This window comes from Streptomyces sp. NPDC047014 (genome assembly GCF_040644195.1).
GTDB lineage: Bacteria > Actinomycetota > Actinomycetes > Streptomycetales > Streptomycetaceae > Streptomyces.
Genome location: NZ_JBEYVX010000014.1, coordinates 91,636 through 112,848, shown reverse-complemented (window position 1 = coordinate 112,848; position 21,213 = coordinate 91,636). Strand labels below are relative to the sequence as shown.

Genomic DNA, 21,213 nt, shown 5'->3' with positions numbered 1-21,213 from the left:
CGCCGCGGGCGCCGGCCCCCGGGCCGGGGGGGGGGGCGGGGCGCCGGGGCCGGTCCGTCTGGTCGGCGTTACGTACCGACTCCTCCGGGGTTCGGCGCACCCGTCCTCGTCGGGACGCATCAGGCTGAACTGACTGGTACGTGCAAAAAATTTGGAATGGCCCGGAATCGGAACACCCGGGCACCCCGGCTCGTTGTCACGACGTGAGCACGACACCACCTGTTCTCGCCGCAGAGCTGGCGCAGGCGTGGGCCGACATTCAGCGGTACCACCCCGAGCTGCCTGACCTTGCCGCGCCCGAGTCCCTGATCGGAGAGTCCTCGTCCGCCTGCGGCGCCGAGCTCTCCTTCGAGCGACTGCTGCACGAGGCAGTCCACGGCATCGCCGCCGCCCGCGGCGTCCGCGACACCTCGCGCGCCGGCCGCTACCACAACCGCCGGTTCCTCGCGATCGCCGAGGAGATGGGCCTCGACCACTCCGACGAGCCGCATGCGAGCAGCGGCTTCTCCCTGGTCACGCTCAACCCCGAGGCGAAGCGGCGCTACCGCCCCACCATCGAGCGCCTCCAGCGGGCGCTCAAGGCGCACACTGCCGCCACCGCGGCCGACACCAAGCGCAGCTTCCGCGGGCCCGCCGCGCGACACGGCTCCTCCGGCGGGGGCGTGCGCGTCAAGGCGGTCTGCGACTGCGGGCGCAACGTACGGGTGGTCCCCTCCGTGCTCGCGCAGGCGCCGATCGTGTGCGGCGGCTGCATGAAGCCCTTCCGCATCCCCGAGGTGGCCATCGCGGCGGCCTCCTGAGGCCCCGCGCCACCGGGCGTACGCGGCGGGCATGACGTGCGGGCCCGTCCGGCCGGGAAGATCCGTCCCGCCGGCCGGGCACCCGCGGGCGTATGGCACAATGGCTAGCTGTACTCGACAGTCGCACAGGACCCCTCTCTCCTCCGGCTGACGCGTCCATCGGGCATCCGAGTACCGCAACCCCACGTGGCATCTCATGTGCCCTACCACGTCAAGTTCAGGAGACACCACTCCAGTGGCAGTCAAGATCAAGCTCAAGCGCCTCGGTAAGATCCGCTCTCCCCACTACCGCATCGTCGTCGCCGACGCCCGCACCCGCCGGGACGGCCGCGCGATCGAGGAGATCGGCATCTACCAGCCGACCTACAACCCCTCGCGCATCGAGGTCGACGGCGAGCGCGCCCAGTACTGGCTCTCCGTCGGCGCCCAGCCGACCGAGGCCGTTCTCGCCATCCTGAAGCTCACCGGTGACTGGCAGGCCCACAAGGGTCTCCCGGCCCCCGCGCCGCTGCTCCAGCCGGCGACGAAGGAAGACAAGCGTCGCTCCTTCGACGAGTTCGCCAAGGCCCTCGAGGGCATCGGCGAGGGCAAGGGCGAGGCCATCACGCAGAAGAAGAAGGCCGACAAGAAGGCGGACGAGGCTGAGGCCGCCGCCGAGTCGACCGAGGGCTGATCATGCTCGAGGAGGCTCTTGAGCACCTCGTGAAGGGCATCGTGGACAACCCCGACGATGTGCAGGTCGCCTCGCGCAACCTGCGCCGCGGGCAGGTGCTGGAGGTCCGGGTCCACCCCGACGACCTCGGCAAGGTGATCGGCCGCAACGGCCGCACCGCGCGTGCCCTGCGTACCGTCGTGGGCGCCATCGGCGGCCGCGGTATCCGCGTCGACCTCGTCGACGTGGACCAGGTCCGCTGAGCAGTTGAACCACCGGCACGGGCCGGGGAGGGCATTGTGCCCGCCCCGGCCCGTCGTCGTCTGAATCAGGAGAGGCAACAGACAGTGGAGCTGGTAGTCGCGCGGATCGGCCGCGCCCACGGCATCAAGGGTGAGGTCACCGTCGAGGTGCGCACGGACGAGCCGGAACTGCGGCTCAGCCCCGGTGCCGTGCTGCGCACCGACCCGGCTTCGGCGGGCCCGCTGACCATCGAGACGGGCCGGGTGCACAGCGGCCGGCTCCTGCTCCGCTTCGAGGGCGTGAAGGACCGCACCCGCGCGGAGTCCCTGCGCAACATCCTCCTGATCGCCGACGTGGACCCGGCGGAGCTGCCCGAGGAGGAGGACGAGTACTACGACCACCAGCTGATGGACCTGGACGTGGTACTGGAGGACGGCACCGAGATCGGCCGGATCACCGAGATCTCCCACCTGCCCTCGCAGGACCTCTTCATCGTCGAGCGGCCCGACGGCACCGAGGTGATGATCCCCTTCGTGGAGGAGATCGTCGCCGAGATCGACCTGGAGGAGCAGCGCTGCGTCATCACCCCGCCGCCGGGGCTGATCGACGACCGCGCGGTGATCGCGTCGGCGCGGGACGCGGAGGCCGAGGGCGCTGAGGGTTCCGAGCGCTCCGAGGGCGACGCCTGATGCGGCTCGACGTCGTCACGATCTTCCCGGAGTACCTGGAGCCGCTGAACGTCTCCCTCGTCGGCAAGGCCCGCGCCCGCGGCCAGCTCGACGTACACGTCCACGACCTGCGGGACTGGACCCACGACCGGCACAACACGGTCGACGACACCCCGTACGGCGGCGGCCCCGGCATGGTCATGAAGACCGGGCCCTGGGGCGAGGCGCTGGACGAGGCGCTGGCCGACGGCTACGAGGCGGGCGCGCACGGCCCCGTCCTGGTGGTCCCCACGCCCAGCGGCCGGCCCTTCACCCAGGAACTGGCCGTGGAGCTCTCCGAGCGCCCGTGGCTGATCTTCACCCCGGCCCGCTACGAGGGCATCGACCGCCGGGTCATGGACGAGTACGCCACGCGCCTGCCGGTGTACGAGGTCTCCATCGGGGACTACGTGCTCGCGGGCGGCGAGGCGGCCGTACTCGTCGTCACCGAGGCCGTGGCCCGGCTGCTGCCCGGGGTGCTCGGCAACGCCGAATCGCACCGGGACGACTCCTTCGCCCCCGGCGAGATGGCGAACCTGCTGGAGGGGCCCGTCTACACCAAGCCCCCGGTGTGGCGCGGCCGGGACATCCCGGACGTGCTGCTCAGCGGGCACCACGGGAAGATCGCCCGCTGGCGCCGGGACGAGGCGTTCCGCCGGACCGCGCGCCACCGCCCCGACCTGATCGAGCGCTGCGAGGCGTCCGCCTTCGACAAGAAGGACCGCGAGATCCTCTCCATCCTGGGCTGGCGGCCGACTTCCGACGGCCGATTTTGGCGCAGGCCGGAGGCCGTGGAAGAATAGGCGGCTGTTGTGTGCCCGCCGGACGCCCCTGCCACAGGGGGACCGTCGTCCGCCGGGTGGCACGGCGACCGAATTCTCTACGGAAACCCGCACTGGCGACCTGTGGCGTCATGCGAAGAAAGCAGACGAAGAACATGTCTCACCTGCTCGATGGCGTCAACGCCGCCTCGCTGCGCTCGGACGTCCCGGCCTTCCGCCCGGGTGACACGATCAACGTGCACGTCCGCGTGATCGAGGGCAACCGCTCCCGTATCCAGCAGTTCAAGGGTGTTGTCATCCGTCGCCAGGGCTCTGGCGTCTCCGAGACCTTCACCGTTCGCAAGGTCTCGTTCAGCGTCGGCGTGGAGCGCACCTTCCCGGTGAACTCCCCGATCTTCGAGAAGATCGAGCTCGTCACCCGCGGTGACGTGCGCCGTGCGAAGCTGTACTACCTCCGTGAGCTCCGCGGCAAGGCCGCGAAGATCAAGGAGAAGCGCGACAAGTAAGGTCGCCCACGGTGTCCGCGGGCGGCCGGATAGGCTCGCACCCGATGGACACCGAAGCACCTCACACGCAGCGCGGTCACTCTTCCTCCGGAACGGGGGAGGAGCGGCCGCGTTCTGCGTTCTCCCGGGCGCGCGGGGCGGGGGCGGACGGGGAGACCCAAGAGGCCGGAGCGGCCGGTTCCGGGCGGCAGCTGACCTGGCGGCGGGCCGGGCTGCTGGGCGTGGTCTGCACGGTGTTCCTGCTGCTGTTCAGCAATTTCGTGGTCCAGCCCTTCCTGATCCCGAGTCGTTCCATGGAGCCGACGTTCGCGGTCGGGGACCGGGTCCTGGTCAACAAGCTGGCGTACCGCTTCGGCGAGCAGCCGCGCCGCGGGGACCTGGTGGTCTTCGACGGCACGGGCTCCTTCGTCCCGGAGAGCGCCGGCCGCGGGCCGGTCGGCGGGCTGGTGCACGGGGCCGCCTCGGCGCTGGGGCTGGCCGAGCCGTCGGACACCGATTTCGTGAAGAGGGTCGTCGGGGTCGGCGGGGACGACGTGGTGTGCTGCGACGCGGGCGGCCGGGTCGCGGTCAACGGGGTCCCGCTGGCGGAGCCTTATCTGTATCCCGGTGACGCGCCCTCGACGGTGCCGTTCCGGATCGTCGTACCCCTGGGGACCCTGTGGGTCATGGGAGATCATCGTTCCCAGTCCCGGGACTCCCGGGACCACCTGGGCGAGCCGGGCGGGGGGATGGTGCCGGTGGAGAAGGTGATCGGGCGGGCCGACTGGATCGGCTGGCCGCTCGCGCGGTCGGGCGGGACCGGCGGCAGGCATGGGTAGCCGCGGCCGGCCGCGGGGCCGGCAGGAGCGCGAGCCGGAGCCGCCGCGGCCGCGCGGGCGGCGGGAACCGGAACCGGAGCGGCCGCGTGGCCGGCGCGAGCCGGAACCGGAGCGCCGGCGCGGCCGGGCGGAGCGGGAGGCCGAGCCGGAGCCGCCGCGCGGCCGGCGGCAGCGCAAGTCCGAGCCGGAGCGGGATCCCGTGGTCGTGCTGGGCGGCCGGGCCGAGCGCCGGCGTACGGCGCGCAAGATCCGCAGGCGCCGGCGTACGCGCCGGGCGGGCGAGCTGCCGCTGCTGGTGGTGGCCGCGCTGTGCATAGCCCTGCTCCTCAAGACCTTCCTGGTGCAGGCGTTCTTCATCCCGTCCGGCTCGATGGAGCAGACGATCCAGATCGGCGACCGCGTCCTGGTGGACAAGCTGACGCCCTGGTTCGGCTCCAAGATCGAGCGCGGTGACGTGGTCGTCTTCAAGGACCCCGGCGGCTGGCTCAAGGGCGAGGCGGCCCGGCCCGCCCCGGACCCGGTCGTGGTCAAGCAGATCAAGCAGACCCTGACCTTCATCGGCCTGCTGCCCTCCTCCGACGAACAGGACCTGATCAAGCGGGTCATCGGCGTCGGCGGCGACACCGTCAAGTGCTGCGACGGCCAGGGCCGGGTCACGGTCAACGGCTCCCCGCTGGACGAGCCGTACGTCAATCCCGGGAACACCCCCTCCGATATTCCGTTCGAGGTGCAGGTCCCCGCCGGGCGGCTCTTCGTCATGGGCGACCACCGGGCCAATTCGGCCGATTCGCGCTTCCACCTGGACGAGGGTTTCCAGGGCACCATCGCCGAGGACGGGGTCGTCGGGGAGGCCGTGGTGATCGCCTGGCCCTTCGGGCACTGGACCCGCGTCGAGCAGCCGGCGACCTTCCGCATGGTGCCGGACCAGGCGCGGCGGTCCGGACGCGGGCGCAGGCGGCGCCGTCCGGGCGCGCCGTTCGCATAGTGTGTCCTCGGTCTCCCGAGCCTTAGGGAACTCCCGCTCGTTAAGGGAGGGGAGGGCCCGTGTCCGATCGTGACGCGGGCGGCAAGCGCGAGAAGAGGAGTGGATGTGGGGGATGTGGCGGTAGGCGCCCGATCCGGACGCGACGAGGGCGAGGAGCGACCGCACGACGCCGTCGGGAACGAGATCGATGAGGACGGCGCCGAGGCGCAATCGCACCGCTCGTTCTGGAAGGAGCTCCCGCTCCTCATCGGCATCGCCCTGCTGCTGGCCCTGCTGATCAAGACCTTCCTGGTCCAGGCGTTCTCGATCCCCTCCGACTCGATGCAGGACACCTTGCAGCGCGGGGACCGGGTGCTGGTGGACAAGCTCACCCCGTGGTTCGGCTCCGAGCCGGAGCGCGGCGAGGTCGTGGTCTTCCACGACCCCGCGAACTGGCTGTCGGGCGAGCCCACTCCGGAACCGAACTTCGCGCAGAAGGCCCTCAGCTGGATCGGCCTGATGCCGTCCGCGGAGGAGAAGGACCTGATCAAGCGGACCATCGCCATCGGCGGGGACACGGTCGAGTGCAAGAAGGGGGGACCGGTCGTCGTCAACGGCAAGGCGCTGGACGAGCCGTACATCTACCCCGGCAACACCCCGTGCGACGACGCGCCGTTCGGCCCGATCAAGGTGCCCCAGGGCAAGATCTGGGTGATGGGCGACCACCGCCAGAACTCCCAGGACTCCCGCTACCACATGCAGGACTCCACCCAGGGGTTCGTGCCGGTGGACAAGGTCGTTGGGCGGGCCGTGGTGATCGCGTGGCCGGTCACCCGCTGGTCCACCCTGCCGGTCCCGGACACCTTCGACCAGCCGGGCATCGGCAACCAGGCCGCGGCCACCGCGCTCGGCCTCGGGGCCGCCGGTCTCGCGCCGGTCGGGCTCGGCCCGGCCGCGCTGGGGCTCGCGGGCGCGGTGCCGCTGGTCATGTGGCGCCGCCGGAGGCTGACCACGGGCCGTACCGACGGGTAGGGTGCCGCCCAGACCGACGATCCCGAGGTGTGGGGGCGCTGCAATGGGCGGAACAGAAGCGATACGCGGGACCAAGGATGGCCGCGGCGGTCTCGGCAGCGTGCTGTCGGGACTGGCCGTGGCCATCGGCTTTGCGCTCTTCCTCGGCGGTTTCGTGTGGGGCGCGGTGGTCTACCGCCCCTACACCGTCCCGACGGACTCGATGATGCCGACGGTGCGGCCCGGCGACCGGGTGCTGGCCCAGCGCATCGACGGCGCCAAGGTGCGCCGGGGCGACGTGGTGGTCTTCACTGATTCCATGTGGAGCGACCTGCCCATGGTCAAACGGGTCGTCGGCGTCGGCGGCGACACCGTGAAGTGCTGCGACGCGGGCGGCGGGCTGACGGTCAACGGCACCCCGCTCGACGAGTCCTACGCCGACACCACCCGCCCGGACAGCGGTCTGGCCATGCCGCCGGGCCAGGCGGCGGCCGCCCCCGGCACCCCCTTCGAGGTGGTGGTCCCCGAGGGGAACCTCTTCCTGTTGGGCGACCGCCGCGCCGCCTCCCTGGACTCGCGGTCCCACCTGCAGGAGGCCGGCCAGGGCACCGTGCCCCGCTCGGACGTCAATGCCCGCGTCGACGCGGTGGCCTGGCCCTCCCTGGCGATGGTGGAGCGGCCCCGGACGTACGCGGGGCTGCCCGGCGGTGTCTCGCAGGCCGGGCCGCTGCTGCTCCAGGTGATCGTGGTGGCCGTGGGCGCCGCCCTGGTGGTGCTGGGGGCGGCCTACGGGCCCCTCGTACGGGTCCTGGGGCGCGGGCGGCGGGAGCGGGCCGGTGCCAGCTGACGGGGCGGGCGGGAGCGGGCCGGTGTCGGTGCCCGGCGGGCCGGGCGGCGGGCACGTGGAGGCCCGGCAGGTCTCGCGGGTGATCCTGCTGGATCCGGCGGACCGCATCCTGCTGCTGCACGGCTTCGAGCCGGCCGACCCCTCCGACGACTGGTGGTTCACCCCGGGCGGCGGGCTGGAGGGCGCGGAGAGCCGGGAGCAGGCCGCGCTGCGCGAGCTGGCCGAGGAGACCGGGATCACCGAGGTGGAGCTGGGGCCGGTGCTGTGGCACCGCTACTGCTCCTTCCCCTTCGACGGGCGGCGCTGGGAGCAGGACGAGTGGTATTTCCTGGCCAGGACCAGCCAGACCGAGACCCGGATGGCGGGGCTCACCGCACTGGAACGGCGCAGCGTGAGCGGAGCGAGGTGGTGGACCTCCGAGGAACTTCTCTCGGCCCATGAGACGGTGTACCCGACCACACTCGCCGAGCTGCTCCGTACGCTGCTCGTCGACGGTCCTCCGGGCGCGCCGGTGGTCCTGGCCCCGGAAATCGTTTAGGGGCGCACGGCACTGGCGCACAATAGGGGGACGCACGGCTGAAGGGGAACATGCCATGAGTGCCGAGGACCTCGAAAAGTACGAGACCGAGATGGAGCTGAAGCTCTATCGGGAGTACCGCGACGTCGTCGGGCTGTTCAAGTACGTGATCGAGACCGAACGCCGTTTCTACCTGACCAACGACTACGAGATGCAGGTGCACTCGGTCCAGGGCGAGGTGTTCTTCGAGGTCTCGATGGCGGACGCCTGGGTCTGGGACATGTACCGGCCGGCGCGTTTCGTGAAGCAGGTCCGGGTGCTGACCTTCAAGGACGTGAACATCGAGGAGCTCAACAAGAGCGATCTCGAACTGCCCGGCAGCTGATCGGTCCGCGGGGCCGCGGGAGGGCCGGGAGGGGGGTGGTTCACCCGGAAGGGTGAGGGAGTTATCCACAACCGCCCGTTTGTCCACCAAGATCCACACGGTGGGCGGGGGCGCGGGATCGTCGGTGCCGGAGGTGGTGCCGAGATGAACGCGAAGGGCGTGGCACGACAGGCATTGGGGCGGTACGGCGAGGATCTCGCCGCCCGGCGGCTGACCGAGGCCGGGATGACCGTGATCGCGCGGAACTGGCGGTGCCGCGGCGGGGAGATCGACATCGTCGCGCGCGAGGGGGACGCCCTCGTCGTGTGCGAGGTGAAGACCCGGCGCGCGGGTGACTTCGAGCATCCGATGGCGGCGCTGCGGTCCTCGAAGGCCGAGAGGCTACGAGGGCTCGCGGGGCGCTGGCTCGCCGACCACGGAGGGCCACCGCCGGGCGGCGTGCGCATCGACCTCGTCGGGGTCCTGCTGCCCCGGCGCGGTGCCGCCCGGGTGGAACACGTCAGGGGGGTGGCCTGATGGGCTTCGCACGCACCTGCTCGGTGGCCCTCGTCGGCGTCGACGGGGTGGTGGTCGAGGTACAGGCGGGCCTGGAGCCCGGCGTGGCGGCCTTCACCCTGGTGGGGCTGCCGGACAAGACCCTCGTTGAGAGCCGGGACCGGGTGCGTGCCGCCGTGGTCAACTCGGGCACAGCCTGGCCGCAGAAGAAGCTCACGGTGGGGCTCAGCCCCGCCTCCGTACCGAAGTCCGGCGCCGGCTTCGATCTCGCTGTCGCCGCAGCTGTGCTGGGGGCGGCCGAGGTGGTCGACCCGGCGGCCATCGCCGACCTCGTGCTCATCGGGGAACTGGGGCTGGACGGCCGGGTCCGCCCGGTCCGGGGGATCCTCCCGGCGGTCCTCGCCGCGGCCGAGGCCGGCTACCGGCAGGTGGTCGTCCCGCAGCAGTGCGCCGCCGAGGCCGCGCTGGTGCCCGAAGTGGCCGTGCTCGGCGTCCGCAGCCTGCGCCAGCTGATCGCCGTCCTCACCGACGGGCCCGTCCCCGAGGAGGAGCCGGGCGAACCGCCGGGCCGCCCCGATCCCATGCTCGCCGGGCTGCTGGTGCCCGGGGCCGGGCTGGGAACCGGGCTCGCGCCGGGCCGGGGCGGCGGGGAGGGGGCGGACTTCCCCGACCTCGCGGACGTGGCCGGGCAGCACACGGCGCGCCGCGCCCTGGAGGTGGCCGCCGCCGGAGGGCACCACCTCTTCCTCAGCGGGCCACCGGGTGCGGGCAAGACGATGCTGGCCGAGCGGCTGCCGTGGATCCTGCCGCCGCTCAGCCGCCAGGACTCCGTGGAGGTCACGGCCGTGCACTCCGTCGCGGGGATCCTGCCGCCGGGGGAGCCGCTGGTCTCCCGGCCGCCCTACTGCGCACCGCACCACTCCGCGACCATGCAGTCCCTGGTGGGCGGCGGGAGCGGGATCCCCCGGCCCGGGGCGGTCTCCCTCGCACACCGCGGAATTCTCTTCCTGGACGAGGCCGCCGAGTTCCACAGCCGGGCCCTGGACGCCCTGCGCCAGCCGCTGGAGTCGGGGCATGTGGTGGTCGCCCGCGCCGCCGGGGTGGTGCGGCTGCCCGCGCGGTTCCTGATGGTGCTCGCGGCGAACCCCTGCCCGTGCGGGCGGCACACGCTGCTCGGCACCGGCTGCGAGTGCCCGCCCTCCGTGATCCGCCGCTACCAGGCGCGGCTGTCCGGGCCGCTGCTCGACCGGGTCGACCTGCGGGTGGGGGTGGAGCCCGTGACCCGCAGCGACCTGCTCGGGCGGGGCGGCCGGGGCGAGCCCACGGCCGCCGTGGCCCACCGGGTGCGGGAGGCCAGGGAACGCGCCGGGGCCCGGTTCGCCGGCACCCCGTGGCGGCTCAACTCCGAAGTGCCCGGACAGGAACTGAGGACCCGTTGGCAGGCCGCACCCGGGGCGCTGGCCCCGGCCGAGCGGGAGCTGGAGCGGGGGCTGCTGACCGCGCGCGGCCTGGACCGGGTGCTGCGGGTCGCCTGGACCGTGGCCGACCTGCGGGGGAGGGACCGGCCCGAGGCCCTGGACGTGGCCGTGGCGCTGGAGTTGAGGACCGGGATCGCCCGCGGGGCGATGGCGGTGCCGGGGGTGGGGACATGACCGGCACCGGCGAGGAGGACGAGGAGCTGCTGGCGCGGGCCGCGCTGACCCGGGTCCTGGAGCCGGGCGATCCGCATGGCGGGCGATGGCTGCGGGAGCACGGGGCTGCCGGGCTGATACGGCTGCTGACCGACCGTCGGGCCGTCTGGGAGAGCCCGCCCGGGGTGAAGCCGGAGCGGCTCGATGGCTACCGGGGGCGGGCCGCGCTGGCGGATCCGCGCCGGGACCTGGCGGTGGCCGCCGCGGTGGGAGGCCGCTTCGTCTGCCCGGGCTCGCCGGAGTGGCCGACCCAGCTCGACGACCTCGGCGACGAACGGCCCGTCGGGCTGTGGCTGCGCGGCCGGCCGGACCTGCGCCGCTGGGCGCTGGGTTCGGTGGCCGTGGTGGGCGCCCGGGCCTGCACCCCGTACGGCGCGCACATGGCGCAGACCCTCGCCGCCGGGCTCGCCGAGCGCGGCTGGGTGGTGGTCTCCGGTGCCGCCTTCGGGATCGACGGGGCCGCGCACCGCGGGGCCCTCGCCTCCGGCGGAGCCACGGTGGCCGTGCTCGCCTGCGGGGTGGACGTCGCCTACCCGCGCGGCCACGCCGGGCTGCTGCGCCGGATCGCCGCACAGGGCCTGGTCCTGGGCGAGTTGCCGCCGGGCAGCCATCCCACGCCGAGCCGGTTCGTGCTGCGCAACCGGGTCATCGCCGCCCTCACCCGCGGGACGGTCGTCGTGGAGGCCGCGCACCGCAGCGGCTCGCTGGTCACCGCCCGGCGGGCCCAGCGCCTCGGGCGCTTCACGATGGGCGTCCCCGGTCCCGCCACCAGCGGGCTCTCGGGCGGGGTGCACGAACTGCTGCGGGGCGAGGCCGTGCTCGTCACCGACGCGGACGAGGTGGTCGAACTGGTGGGTGCCATCGGGGAGCTGGCCCCCGAGCGGCGCGGGCCGGTGTGCGCGCGGGACCTGCTGGAGCCCGGGACCGCCCGCGTGCTCGAAGCCGTACCGGCCGCGGGCCCGGTGTCGGCGGGGGAGCTGGCACGTGCCTGCGGCACCGGCACCGATGAAGTCATCGGCAGACTGTACGAACTTCACTCTCTGGGGTTCGTCGAACGGCAGGGCGACGCCTGGCGGTTGGGCCCAGGAAAGGAGGACGGCGGGGCGGAAAGCGGAACCGTCCGGCGAGGCGGTCGTTGACCTGGGGAGTTCCGGTGAAAGAGTGAAGCCGATGAGAGACGCGGTGCTGCCGGTGGCGGTCGCCGGGACCGGGCGCGAGGCGCCGGTCCCGGGTCGCCCGCGCCGCGCGGGGCGCCCCTCGGCCCCCGCGCCATCCCGTACTCTTCGCGCACCGCGACACTCTCGTCACGCTACGCTCCCAAGGAATCCCGCTCCGGCAAAGGCGAAGCATGCCCCCACACACCTCAGGGTCCGACCGCGCCGCCGTGCCCCCCGCTGCCCGCGGCGGCGTGCGGCCCACCGCGCCCTCGTCCCTGGAGGTGCTGTGGCGCTCGTACAAGGATTCCGGTGACGGAAGGCTGCGGGAGCAGCTGATCCTGCACTACTCGCCGCTGGTCAAGTACGTGGCCGGCCGCGTCAGCGTGGGCCTGCCGCCCAATGTGGAGCAGGCGGACTTCGTCTCCTCCGGGGTCTTCGGCCTGATCGACGCCATCGAGAAGTTCGACATCGACCGCTCGATCAAGTTCGAGACCTACGCGATCACCCGGATCCGCGGCGCCATGATCGACGAGCTGCGGGCGCTGGACTGGATCCCCCGCTCGGTCCGCCAGAAGGCCCGCGCCGTGGAGCGGGCGTACGCCACGCTGGAGGCCCAGCTGCGGCGCACCCCGACCGAGAGCGAGGTCGCGGCGGAGATGGGGATCGGCGTCGAGGACCTGCACGCCGTGTTCAGCCAGCTGTCGCTGGCGAACGTGGTGGCCCTGGAGGAACTGCTCCACGTCGGCGGTGAGGGCGGCGACCGGCTCTCGCTGATGGACACCCTGGAGGACACCGCCGCCGACGACCCGGTGGAGGTCGCGGAGGACCGCGAGCTGCGCCGGCTGCTGGCCCGGGCGGTCAACACCCTGCCCGAACGGGAGAAGACCGTGGTCACGCTCTACTACTACGAGGGCCTGACCCTCGCCGAGATCGGCAATGTACTGGGCGTCACCGAGAGCCGCGTCAGCCAGATCCACACCAAGTCCGTTCTGCAACTCCGCGCAAAGTTGGCAGATGTGGGGCGGTGAGCTTGCACCCCCTCCGTAGAGTGGAAGGGTGCCCAGGATTCGAGCGGCCTCCGTGGCCGAGCACCGGTCGATGCAGCGCGGCGCCCTCTTGGACGCCGCGCGCACCCTGCTGTCCGAAGGCGGGACGGAAGCGCTGACCTTCCCCGCCCTGGCGGAGCGGACCGGCCTCGCCCGGTCCTCCGTGTACGAGTACTTCCGGTCCCGCGCGGCCGTGGTCGAAGAGCTGTGCGCCGTGGACTTCCCCGTCTGGGCCGCCGAGATCGAGGCGGCGATGGCGCGGGAGGAGTCGCCCGAGGCCAAGATCGAGGCGTACGTCCGCAGCCAGCTGGGACTGGTGGGGGACCGCCGCCACCGCGCGGTGGTGGCCATCTCCGCGAGCGAGCTCGACGCGGGCGCCCGCGAGAAGATCCGGGCCGCCCACGGCGGGCTCGTGGCGATGATCGTCGAAGCCCTCGGCGCCCTTGGCCAGCCCGAGCCGAGGCTGTCCGCCATGCTCCTCCAGGGCGTGGTCGACGCCGCGGCCCGGCGGATCGAGCTGGGCGCCGCCGAGGACCCGGACGTGGTGACCGAGACCGCCGTCGCCATGGCCCTGCGCGGCGTCAGCCGCCAGGGCTGACACGTCACCCGGCGGGGCCCTGGGGCTCCGCGGGCAGCAGGCGCGGTGTGGGGCGGGCCAGCAGGCCGAGCGGGTTGAGGTAGGTCTCGCCCGCCAGCAGGCCCCAGTGCAGGCAGGGCTCCGGGCAGTGCGAGCCCGCCGTGAGCACCGCCACCACCTGCCCCGCCTCGACCCGCTCGCCCTCCGCGACCAGCGGGCGTACCGGCTCGTAGGTGGTGCGCAGTCCGCCCGGCAGGGCCAGCGACAGCACCCCGCGGCCCGCGACCTGCCCCGCGTGGTGCACCCGGCCCGCGGCGACGGCCCGCAGCTCCGCGCCCACCGGGGCCGCGAGGTCCACCCCGCGGTGGCCGGCCGCGTACGGCGTCGGCGGCGGATCCCACCAGCGGGCCACCGACAGCGGCGCGGGCAGCGGCCGGACCACGGGCCGTGGCGGTACCGCCGCCGCCACCGGGAGCAGGGTCAGAAGCAGGCTGAGCAGCAGTGTCGTCATGGCCCCAGGGTCCCGCCCGCCCCGGCCCGGCGCGGCGGCCTGTGGACAGTCCGCCGCCTGTGGACAACGGCGTCACCCGGCATACCGCCGGGTCCCGTACACTTCTTGTGGCGATCCGGGTCACCGGGTCGACTTCGCACGCCCCGGCGCCAGCCCGAAACGGCCTGGTGACAGCGTCTCTCGGTCCCCTCTCAGGGGGCAGGGCGCGGTGGGGCGTCAGGAACCAAACCGAGAAACCAAGGAGATGGCCATGGCCGTCGTCACGATGCGGGAGCTGCTGGAAAGCGGCGTCCACTTCGGTCACCAGACCCGCCGTTGGAACCCGAAGATGAAGCGCTTCATCTTCACGGAGCGCAACGGCATCTACATCATCGACCTGCTCCAGTCGCTGTCGTACATCGACCGCGCCTACGAGTTCGTGAAGGAGACCGTCGCGCACGGTGGCTCCATCATGTTCGTCGGTACCAAGAAGCAGGCCCAGGAGGCCATCGCCGAGCAGGCGACGCGCGTCGGTATGCCGTACGTCAACCAGCGCTGGCTCGGCGGCATGCTCACCAACTTCTCCACCGTCTACAAGCGCCTCCAGCGTCTGAAGGAGCTTGAGGCGATCGACTTCGAGGACGTCGCCGCCTCGGGTCTCACCAAGAAGGAGCTCCTGGTCCTCTCCCGCGAGAAGGCCAAGCTGGAGAAGACCCTCGGTGGTATCCGCGAGATGTCGAAGGTCCCCAGCGCCGTCTGGATCGTCGACACCAAGAAGGAGCACATCGCCGTCGGTGAGGCGCGCAAGCTCCACATCCCGGTCGTCGCGATCCTCGACACCAACTGCGACCCCGACGAGGTCGACTACAAGATCCCGGGCAACGACGACGCGATCCGCTCCGTCACCCTGCTCACCCGCGTGATCGCCGACGCCGTCGCTGAGGGCCTCATCGCCCGCTCCGGCGCCGCGACCGGCGACTCGAAGCCGGGCGAGAAGGCCGCCGCCGAGCCGCTCGCCGAGTGGGAGCGCGACCTGCTCGAGGGTGACAAGAAGGCCGACGACGCCGCTGAGGCCCCGGCCGCCGCCGAGGCTCCGGCCGCGGAGGCCACCGAGGCTCCGGCCGCCGAGGCTCCGGCCGCGGAGGCCACCGAGGCCCCGGCCGCCGAGCAGGGCTGACCCACTGAGGGAGCCCGGCGTTCACGCGCCGGGCACTCACAGCACGGACGATGACGGCGGGGGAGCCGCGCCCAGCGCGCGGCGCCTCCGCCGTTCACCCGTAGATCTACGACTTCGAGAGAGAATCACAGACTCATGGCGAACTACACCGCCGCTGACGTCAAGAAGCTCCGCGAGCTCACCGGCGCCGGCATGCTGGACTGCAAGAACGCGCTCGTGGACGCCGACGGTGACGTCGACAAGGCCCAGGAAGCCCTCCGTATCAAGGGTCAGAAGGGCGTCGCCAAGCGCGAGGGCCGTTCCGCCGAGAACGGTGCCGTTGTCTCCCTGATCGCCGACGACAACACCTCCGGTGTCATCGTCGAGCTCAAGTGCGAGACCGACTTCGTCGCCAAGGGCGAGAAGTTCCTGGCCGTCGCCAACGAGCTGGCCGCGCACGTCGCCGCCACCTCGCCGGCCGACATCGAGGCGCTGCTCGCGTCCGAGATCAAGCCCGGCCAGACCGTCACCGCCTTCGTCGACGAGGCCAACGCCAACCTCGGCGAGAAGATCGTCCTGGACCGCTTCGCGCAGTTCACCGGCGGCTACGTGACCGCGTACATGCACCGCACGATGCCCGACCTGCCGTTCCAGATCGGCGTCCTGGTCGAGCTCGACAAGGAGAACGCCGAGGTCGCCCGCGGCGTCGCGCAGCACATCGCCGCGTTCGCCCCGCAGTGGCTGTCCGCCGAGGACGTCCCGGCCGAGAAGGTCGAGTCCGAGCGCCGCATCGCCGAAGAGGTCACCCGCGCGGAGGGCAAGCCCGAGGCTGCCATCGCCAAGATCGTCGAGGGTCGCGTCAACGGCTTCTTCAAGGACGCCACGCTGCTCGGCCAGGCGTACGCCCTGGACAACAAGAAGTCCGTCCAGAAGGTCCTGGACGAGGCCGGTGTCACCCTGAAGCGCTTCACCCGCATCAAGGTCGGCATCTGAGTCCGTCCGTACGCGACGGACACCGGACCCCGGTAGGGTCTGAAGCAGTCGTCCGCGCTTGCGCGAGGCGACCGCAGATCTGACGAGGAGGCCATTGCCGTAGAGGGAACCGCGAGGACCCACCGGCAATGGCCTTCTTCGTATGTGCACGAGGAGATCTCCATGAATCAGGGCGTGGACCCCCACACCGCATCCGACGACAAGAGCGACCAGTTCAAGAAGGGCCGCCGCTTCATGCTGAAGCTGTCGGGCGAAGCCTTCTCCGGTGGCGGAGGACTGGGCGTCGACCCCGACGTCGTCCACGCCATCGCGCGCGAGATCGCCGCGGTGGTCCGCGACGGCGCGGAGATCGCCGTCGTGATCGGCGGCGGCAACTTCTTCCGCGGTGCCGAACTCCAGCAGCGCGGCATGGACCGGGCCCGGTCCGACTACATGGGCATGCTCGGTACGGTCATGAACTGCCTCGCCCTCCAGGACTTCCTGGAGAAGGAGGGCATCGACTCCCGCGTGCAGACCGCCATCACCATGGGCCAGGTCGCGGAGCCGTACATCCCGCTGCGTGCCGTGCGCCACCTGGAGAAGGGCCGCGTGGTCATCTTCGGCGCGGGCATGGGCATGCCCTACTTCTCCACCGACACCACGGCCGCCCAGCGCGCCCTGGAGATCGACGCCGAGGCCCTGCTCATGGGCAAGAACGGTGTCGACGGGGTCTACGACTCCGACCCCAAGAAGAACCCCGACGCGGTGAAGTTCGACGCGCTGGAGTACGGCGAGGTCCTGTCCCGCGACCTCAAGGTCGCGGACGCGACCGCGATCACCCTCTGCCGGGACAACAAGCTGCCGATCCTCGTCTTCGAGCTGCTGGCCGAGGGCAATATCGCGCGCGCCGTCAAGGGTGAGAAGATCGGCACGCTCGTCAGCGACGAGGAAACCCGGGCCTGAGCGGTCCGCCGCCGGACCGGAGCCCGGACCGGCCCGCCCGCCTGAACCATCCATTCAAGACATGCAGGAGCACGTGGTGATCGAAGAAATCCTCCTCGAGGCCGAGGAGAAGATGGAGAAGGCCGTCGTCGTCGCGAAGGAGGACTTCGCCGCGATCCGCACCGGCCGTGCGCACCCCGCGATGTTCAACAAGATCGTGGCGGACTACTACGGCGCCATCACGCCCATCAACCAGCTCGCCTCCTTCGCGGTCCCCGAGCCGCGCATGGCCATCGTGACGCCGTTCGACGCGTCCGCGCTGCGCAACATCGAGCAGGCCATCCGCGACTCCGACCTCGGGGTCAACCCGAGCAACGACGGCCGGATCATCCGGGTGACCTTCCCCGAGCTGACGGGTGAGCGTCGCAAGGAGTACATCAAGGTCGCCAAGAACAAGGCCGAGGACTCCAAGGTCTCCATCCGTTCCGTGCGCCGCAAGGCCAAGGACGCCCTCGACAAGCTGGTCAAGGACAAGGAGGCCGGCGAGGACGAGGTCCGCCGCGCGGAGAAGGAGCTCGACGACACCACCGCGAAGTACGTCGCGCAGGTGGACGAGCTCCTCAAGCACAAGGAAGCCGAGCTCCTCGAAGTCTGATGAACGACTCTTCCTGGCAGCCGGAGCCGGTTCCGGCGGGTCCCGCATACGATGCGCAGGTGGGCCCTCACACTCGGCCCATGCACTTCGTGCCCGATGCCGCCGGCCGTGACTTCGACGACCGGGAAGCACGCGATCGGGGGGCCGCCTCGGACGGCGGCTCCCTCTTCCGCGCCGATACGCCGCCGCAGGAGCCCATGCCCAGCCCCCCGCCCCCGCATGCCCAGCAGCCGCAGGACTCCTCGCCTCCGCCGCCGAAGAAGCGCGCGGGACGGGACCTGCGGGCCGCGATAGGGGTCGGTGTCGGTCTCGGTGCGGTGATCTTCGCCTCGCTGCTGATCGTCAAGGCGGTCTTCGTCGGGGTGGTCGTGGTCGCGGTGGTCGTCGGCCTCTGGGAGCTGACCTCCCGGCTCCAGGAGAAGAAGGGCATCAAGGCCCCGCTGGTCCCGCTCGCGGTCGGCGGCGCCGCCATGGTCATCGCCGGGTACGTCCGCGGGGCCGAGGGCGCCTGGATCGCCATGGCCCTGACCGTGCTGGCGGTGCTGGTCTGGCGGATGACCGAGCCGCCCGAGGACTACCTCAAGGACGTCACGGCCGGCGCCTTCGCCGCGTTCTACGTGCCCTTCCTGGCCACCTTCGTCGCGATGCTGCTGACGCCGGACGACGGCCCACAGCGCGTGATCACCTTCCTGCTGCTGACCGTGGTCAGCGACACCGGGGCCTACGCGGTGGGCTGGCGCTTCGGCAAGACCAAGCTCGCGCCGCGCATCAGCCCCGGGAAGACCCGCGAGGGACTGTTCGGCGCGGTGGCCTTCGCCATGGTGGCCGGCGCGCTCTGCATGGAGTTCCTGATCGACGGCGGCGCCTGGTGGCAGGGCCTGCTGCTCGGCCTGGCGGTCGCGGTCTCCGCCACGCTGGGCGACCTGGGCGAATCGATGATCAAGCGGGACCTGGGCATCAAGGACATGGGCACCCTGCTGCCGGGGCACGGCGGCATCATGGACCGGCTGGACTCGCTGCTGCCCACCGCCCCGGTGGTGTGGCTGCTGCTGGCGGCCTTCGTCGGCACCGGCTGAGCCGGGCGGCCGGTTCCGGCGGCACCGGCCGACGGGAGCGGGTCGGGTTATCCTGGAGGGCGCGCCGCGTGATGCGGCGCGCCCTTTCCGTCCAGCGGCCGCGCCGCGGACCGGCCCTGCGACGCGCGGGGTGACCCCCACCTCGTCGTACTGAGGAGTACCGCATGGCCCCCCGTCCCGCTCCGGGTGAGCTCACCTTCGTCGCTCCCCGCGGGGTGAAGAAGCCGCCCCGGCACCTCGCCGACATGACCCCGGCCGAGCGCCGCGAGGCGGTCGCCGCGATCGGTGAGAAGCCCTTCCGGGCCAAGCAGCTCTCCCAGCACTACTTCGCCCGCTACGCGCACGACCCGGCGGAGTGGACGGACATCCCCGCGGGCTCCCGCAGCAAGCTCCAGCAGGAGCTGCTGCCCGAGCTGATGAACGTCGTCCGGCACATCTCCTGCGACGACGACACCACCCGCAAGACCCTGTGGAAGCTGCACGACGGCACGCTGGTCGAGTCCGTGCTGATGCGCTACCCCGACCGGGTCACCATGTGCATCTCCTCGCAGGCCGGCTGCGGAATGAACTGCCCGTTCTGCGCCACCGGCCAGGCGGGTCTGGACCGCAACCTGTCCACCGCCGAGATCGTGCACCAGATCGTCGACGGCATGCGCGCCCTGCGCGACGGCGAGGTCCCCGGCGGCCCGGCGCGGCTGTCGAACATCGTCTTCATGGGCATGGGCGAGCCGCTGGCCAACTACAACCGCGTCGTCGGCGCCATCCGCCGCCTGACCGACCCGGAGCCCGACGGCCTGGGCCTGTCCCAGCGCGGGATCACCGTCTCCACGGTGGGCCTGGTCCCGGCCATGCTGCGCTTCGCCGACGAGGGCTTCAAGTGCCGGCTGGCCGTCTCGCTGCACGCGCCCGACGACGAGCTGCGCGACACCCTGGTCCCGGTGAACACCCGCTGGAACGTCCGCGAGGTCCTGGACGCGGCCTGGGAGTACGCCGAGAAGTCCGGCCGCCGGATCTCCATCGAGTACGCCCTGATCCGCGACATCAACGACCAGGCGTGGCGCGGCGACCTCCTCGGCCGCCTGCTCAAGGGCAAGCGGGTGCACGTCAACCTGATCCCGCTGAACCCGACGCCCGGCTCCAAGTGGACCGCCTCGCGGCCCGAGGACGAGAAGGCGTTCGTCGAGGCGATCGCCCGGCACGGCGTGCCCGTGACCGTACGGGACACCCGCGGGCAGGAGATCGACGGCGCGTGCGGCCAGCTGGCCGCTTCGGAGCGCTAGGTTCCGATTCTGTTCGAAGCGATTCGGCCACGGGGTACCCTGTGGCCGAACCAATTTCATATTCCGACAGGGGAGCGCCACAGCGCTGAGAGTGCGGTATCCGTCATCCGCAGACCCTCTGAACCTCGCCCCGGTCATTCGGGGTAGGAAGTTCGGTCACCACTCAAGCTGTTGCGCCCTGCCCGGCGTCCGCTCCGAGAGAGCGCCGGCCAGGGCCGCGTCTTCTCCTGGACATCCCAGGAGGAATTCACCAGTGAGCACCACCAGGAAGATCGCGGGCGCCACGCTCGCGGCCGCGCTGGGCGTCACCACGCTCGGCGCCTGCGGCGGCGGCGACACCAAGGACAAGGGCGCGGGCGCGAGCGACGCCCCGAAGTCCACCACCGTCACCCTCGTCTCCCACGACTCCTTCAACGTGACCGACACGGTCCTCAAGGAGTTCGAGAGGGAGAGCGGCTACACCGTCAAGGTCCTCAAGTCCGGGGACGCGGGCACCGCGCTCAACCAGGAGATCCTGACCAAGGGCTCGCCCCGCGGCGACGTCTTCTTCGGCGTGGACAACACCCTGCTCTCCCGCGCCCTCGACAACGGGATCTTCACCCCGTACGAGGCCAAGGGCCTGGACGGGGTGAAGCCCGAGTACGTGCTCGACAAGGAGCACCGGGTCACCCCCGTCGACTCCGGCGACATCTGCGTCAACTACGACAAGGCGTACTTCGCCGACAAGAAGCTCGCCCCGCCGCAGACGCTGGACGACCTGATCAAGCCCGAGTACAAGAACCTGCTGGTCACCGAGAACGCCGCGACCTCCTCGCCCGGCCTCGGCTTCCTGCTCGCCTCCGTCGGCAAGTACGGCGAGGACGGCTGGAAGGACTACTGGGCCAAGCTCAAGGCCAACGGCGTCGAGGTCGTCGACGGCTGGGAGCAGGCGTACAACGAGCGCTTCTCCGGCTCCGCGGGCGGCAAGAAGGCCAAGGGCGACCGCCCGCTGGTCGTCTCCTACGCCTCCAGCCCCCCGGTCGAGGTGCTGTACGGGGAGCCCCAGCCGGCCGAGGCGCCCACGGGCGTCTCCACCGGCACCTGCTTCCGCCAGACCGAGTTCGCGGGCCTGCTCAAGGGCGCGAAGAACGAGGCGGGCGGCAAGGCGCTGCTGGACTTCCTGATCAGCAAGAAGTTCCAGGAGGACATGCCGCTCCAGATGTTCGTGAACCCGGTGACCAAGGACGCCGCGCTGCCGGAGCTGTTCACCAAGCACGGCGTGGTGATCGACAAGCCGGAGAACGTCACTCCGGAGAACATCGCCAAGAACCGTGAGCAGTGGGTCAAGGCGTGGACCTCGACCGTCGTGAAGTAGGCGGCACCGCAGGCAGGGGCACGGGTGCGGCGTCGGGGGGCGCCGCGCCGGGCCCCGTCCCGTCCGCGGCCGGGGGACCGCGGGCGGCGC

At 71.8% G+C, this 21,213-nt stretch carries 24 protein-coding genes, 1 pseudogene and 1 riboswitch; of the genes and pseudogenes, 24 read left to right on the top strand and 1 reads right to left on the bottom strand.

Annotated features, from left to right (window positions below; genetic code table 11):
* Positions 1-203: 203 nt before the first annotated feature.
* From ABZ873_RS12045 to ABZ873_RS11965, 17 genes and pseudogenes are all read left to right on the top strand, one after another.
* Complete coding sequence (locus ABZ873_RS12045) at positions 204-800, top strand: hypothetical protein (protein WP_360869060.1); 597 nt, start codon at positions 204-206, stop codon at positions 798-800.
* A 235-nt stretch (positions 801-1,035) separates the two neighbouring features.
* A complete protein-coding gene (gene rpsP, locus ABZ873_RS12040; protein ID WP_360869058.1) occupies positions 1,036-1,473 on the top strand; it encodes a 30S ribosomal protein S16 in 438 nt (145 codons plus the stop codon).
* A 2-nt stretch (positions 1,474-1,475) separates the two neighbouring features.
* Positions 1,476-1,715, top strand: coding sequence for an RNA-binding protein (locus ABZ873_RS12035; RefSeq protein ID WP_007266827.1), 240 nt, complete (start codon positions 1,476-1,478; stop codon positions 1,713-1,715).
* Between the two features lie 84 nt (positions 1,716-1,799).
* Positions 1,800-2,384, top strand: coding sequence for a ribosome maturation factor RimM (gene rimM, locus ABZ873_RS12030; RefSeq protein WP_360869055.1), 585 nt, complete (start codon positions 1,800-1,802; stop codon positions 2,382-2,384).
* Complete coding sequence (gene trmD / locus ABZ873_RS12025; RefSeq protein WP_360869052.1) at positions 2,384-3,205, top strand: tRNA (guanosine(37)-N1)-methyltransferase TrmD; 822 nt, start codon at positions 2,384-2,386, stop codon at positions 3,203-3,205. Before rimM ends, trmD begins: the two co-directional genes overlap by 1 nt.
* A 134-nt stretch (positions 3,206-3,339) precedes the next feature.
* Positions 3,340-3,690: a 50S ribosomal protein L19 gene (gene rplS / locus ABZ873_RS12020; protein ID WP_360869049.1), complete on the top strand. Its 351-nt coding sequence runs from the start codon at positions 3,340-3,342 to the stop codon at positions 3,688-3,690.
* A gap of 44 nt (positions 3,691-3,734) precedes the next feature.
* Positions 3,735-4,508, top strand: coding sequence for a signal peptidase I (gene lepB, locus ABZ873_RS12015; RefSeq protein ID WP_360869046.1), 774 nt, complete (start codon positions 3,735-3,737; stop codon positions 4,506-4,508).
* 217 nt (positions 4,509-4,725) lie between these two features.
* Positions 4,726-5,684, top strand: a pseudogene (lepB, locus tag ABZ873_RS12010) (signal peptidase I); the annotation flags it as partial.
* Entirely contained in the window at positions 5,608-6,504 is an 897-nt protein-coding gene (lepB, locus tag ABZ873_RS12005; protein ID WP_360869043.1) for a signal peptidase I, read from the top strand. The pseudogene lepB (ABZ873_RS12010) and the gene lepB (ABZ873_RS12005), both read left to right, overlap by 77 nt.
* 43 nt (positions 6,505-6,547) lie before the next feature.
* Positions 6,548-7,330, top strand: a complete 783-nt coding sequence (gene lepB / locus ABZ873_RS12000) for a signal peptidase I (RefSeq protein ID WP_360869040.1) — start codon at positions 6,548-6,550, stop codon at positions 7,328-7,330.
* A 22-nt stretch (positions 7,331-7,352) separates the two neighbouring features.
* Positions 7,353-7,868 (top strand): NUDIX hydrolase, encoded by a 516-nt coding sequence (locus ABZ873_RS11995; RefSeq protein ID WP_360869074.1) that lies wholly within the window; start codon positions 7,353-7,355, stop codon positions 7,866-7,868.
* 55 nt (positions 7,869-7,923) lie between these two features.
* A complete protein-coding gene (locus ABZ873_RS11990) occupies positions 7,924-8,232 on the top strand; it encodes a DUF2469 domain-containing protein (protein ID WP_005311352.1) in 309 nt (102 codons plus the stop codon).
* Between the two features lie 144 nt (positions 8,233-8,376).
* Positions 8,377-8,748 (top strand): YraN family protein, encoded by a 372-nt coding sequence (locus tag ABZ873_RS11985; protein WP_360869037.1) that lies wholly within the window; start codon positions 8,377-8,379, stop codon positions 8,746-8,748.
* Positions 8,748-10,379 (top strand): YifB family Mg chelatase-like AAA ATPase, encoded by a 1,632-nt coding sequence (locus tag ABZ873_RS11980; protein WP_360869034.1) that lies wholly within the window; start codon positions 8,748-8,750, stop codon positions 10,377-10,379. Before ABZ873_RS11985 ends, ABZ873_RS11980 begins: the two co-directional genes overlap by 1 nt.
* Positions 10,376-11,557 (top strand): DNA-processing protein DprA, encoded by a 1,182-nt coding sequence (gene dprA / locus ABZ873_RS11975; protein ID WP_360869031.1) that lies wholly within the window; start codon positions 10,376-10,378, stop codon positions 11,555-11,557. Before ABZ873_RS11980 ends, dprA begins: the two co-directional genes overlap by 4 nt.
* A 209-nt stretch (positions 11,558-11,766) precedes the next feature.
* The gene (gene whiG, locus ABZ873_RS11970; protein ID WP_360869029.1) at positions 11,767-12,603 is read left to right on the top strand and encodes an RNA polymerase sigma factor WhiG; all 837 of its coding nucleotides are present in this window, start codon (positions 11,767-11,769) and stop codon (positions 12,601-12,603) included.
* 52 nt (positions 12,604-12,655) lie between these two features.
* Positions 12,656-13,219 (top strand): helix-turn-helix domain-containing protein, encoded by a 564-nt coding sequence (locus tag ABZ873_RS11965; RefSeq protein ID WP_360869071.1) that lies wholly within the window; start codon positions 12,656-12,658, stop codon positions 13,217-13,219.
* Between the two features lie 4 nt (positions 13,220-13,223).
* Here ABZ873_RS11965 and ABZ873_RS11960 read toward each other — a convergent pair whose 3' ends face one another.
* Positions 13,224-13,709 carry a M23 family metallopeptidase gene (locus ABZ873_RS11960; RefSeq protein ID WP_360869027.1) on the bottom strand — a complete coding sequence of 162 codons (486 nt, stop codon included), beginning with the start codon at positions 13,707-13,709 and terminating at the stop codon, positions 13,224-13,226.
* 250 nt (positions 13,710-13,959) lie between these two features.
* Between ABZ873_RS11960 and rpsB the strand changes: the two genes are divergently transcribed.
* The 7 genes from rpsB to ABZ873_RS11925 all read left to right on the top strand — a co-directional run bounded on the left by rpsB (position 13,960) and on the right by ABZ873_RS11925 (position 21,123).
* Entirely contained in the window at positions 13,960-14,865 is a 906-nt protein-coding gene (gene rpsB, locus ABZ873_RS11955; RefSeq protein ID WP_360869024.1) for a 30S ribosomal protein S2, read from the top strand.
* Between the two features lie 135 nt (positions 14,866-15,000).
* Complete coding sequence (tsf, locus tag ABZ873_RS11950; protein ID WP_030650996.1) at positions 15,001-15,837, top strand: translation elongation factor Ts; 837 nt, start codon at positions 15,001-15,003, stop codon at positions 15,835-15,837.
* Between the two features lie 162 nt (positions 15,838-15,999).
* Positions 16,000-16,779 (top strand): UMP kinase, encoded by a 780-nt coding sequence (gene pyrH, locus ABZ873_RS11945; RefSeq protein ID WP_037928730.1) that lies wholly within the window; start codon positions 16,000-16,002, stop codon positions 16,777-16,779.
* 76 nt (positions 16,780-16,855) lie between these two features.
* On the top strand, positions 16,856-17,413 hold the full coding sequence (frr, locus tag ABZ873_RS11940; RefSeq protein WP_030028670.1) for a ribosome recycling factor: 558 nt from the start codon (positions 16,856-16,858) through the stop codon (positions 17,411-17,413).
* Positions 17,413-18,489 (top strand): phosphatidate cytidylyltransferase, encoded by a 1,077-nt coding sequence (locus tag ABZ873_RS11935; protein WP_360869020.1) that lies wholly within the window; start codon positions 17,413-17,415, stop codon positions 18,487-18,489. Before frr ends, ABZ873_RS11935 begins: the two co-directional genes overlap by 1 nt.
* A 164-nt stretch (positions 18,490-18,653) precedes the next feature.
* Complete coding sequence (gene rlmN, locus ABZ873_RS11930) at positions 18,654-19,769, top strand: 23S rRNA (adenine(2503)-C(2))-methyltransferase RlmN (protein WP_360869017.1); 1,116 nt, start codon at positions 18,654-18,656, stop codon at positions 19,767-19,769.
* A gap of 58 nt (positions 19,770-19,827) precedes the next feature.
* Positions 19,828-19,937: riboswitch (TPP riboswitch) on the top strand.
* An 85-nt stretch (positions 19,938-20,022) separates the two neighbouring features.
* Positions 20,023-21,123, top strand: a complete 1,101-nt coding sequence (locus tag ABZ873_RS11925; protein ID WP_360869014.1) for a thiamine ABC transporter substrate-binding protein — start codon at positions 20,023-20,025, stop codon at positions 21,121-21,123.
* Positions 21,124-21,213: the final 90 nt, after the last annotated feature.

Bases quoted from the DNA above. Each gene is read 5' to 3' on its own strand.
- ABZ873_RS12035 (WP_007266827.1), top strand. From the start codon at position 1,476: ATGCTCGAGGAGGCTCTTGAGCACCTCGTGAAGGGCATCGTGGACAAC.
- trmD (WP_360869052.1), top strand. From the start codon at position 2,384: ATGCGGCTCGACGTCGTCACGATCTTCCCGGAGTACCTGGAGCCGCTG.
- rplS (WP_360869049.1), top strand. From the start codon at position 3,340: ATGTCTCACCTGCTCGATGGCGTCAACGCCGCCTCGCTGCGCTCGGAC.
- lepB (WP_360869046.1), top strand. From the start codon at position 3,735: ATGGACACCGAAGCACCTCACACGCAGCGCGGTCACTCTTCCTCCGGA.
- lepB (WP_360869040.1), top strand. From the start codon at position 6,548: ATGGGCGGAACAGAAGCGATACGCGGGACCAAGGATGGCCGCGGCGGT.
- ABZ873_RS11990 (WP_005311352.1), top strand. From the start codon at position 7,924: ATGAGTGCCGAGGACCTCGAAAAGTACGAGACCGAGATGGAGCTGAAG.
- ABZ873_RS11985 (WP_360869037.1), top strand. From the start codon at position 8,377: ATGAACGCGAAGGGCGTGGCACGACAGGCATTGGGGCGGTACGGCGAG.
- ABZ873_RS11980 (WP_360869034.1), top strand. From the start codon at position 8,748: ATGGGCTTCGCACGCACCTGCTCGGTGGCCCTCGTCGGCGTCGACGGG.
- dprA (WP_360869031.1), top strand. From the start codon at position 10,376: ATGACCGGCACCGGCGAGGAGGACGAGGAGCTGCTGGCGCGGGCCGCG.
- whiG (WP_360869029.1), top strand. From the start codon at position 11,767: ATGCCCCCACACACCTCAGGGTCCGACCGCGCCGCCGTGCCCCCCGCT.
- ABZ873_RS11960 (WP_360869027.1), bottom strand. From the start codon at position 13,709: ATGACGACACTGCTGCTCAGCCTGCTTCTGACCCTGCTCCCGGTGGCG.
- rpsB (WP_360869024.1), top strand. From the start codon at position 13,960: ATGGCCGTCGTCACGATGCGGGAGCTGCTGGAAAGCGGCGTCCACTTC.
- tsf (WP_030650996.1), top strand. From the start codon at position 15,001: ATGGCGAACTACACCGCCGCTGACGTCAAGAAGCTCCGCGAGCTCACC.
- pyrH (WP_037928730.1), top strand. From the start codon at position 16,000: ATGAATCAGGGCGTGGACCCCCACACCGCATCCGACGACAAGAGCGAC.
- ABZ873_RS11935 (WP_360869020.1), top strand. From the start codon at position 17,413: ATGAACGACTCTTCCTGGCAGCCGGAGCCGGTTCCGGCGGGTCCCGCA.
- rlmN (WP_360869017.1), top strand. From the start codon at position 18,654: ATGGCCCCCCGTCCCGCTCCGGGTGAGCTCACCTTCGTCGCTCCCCGC.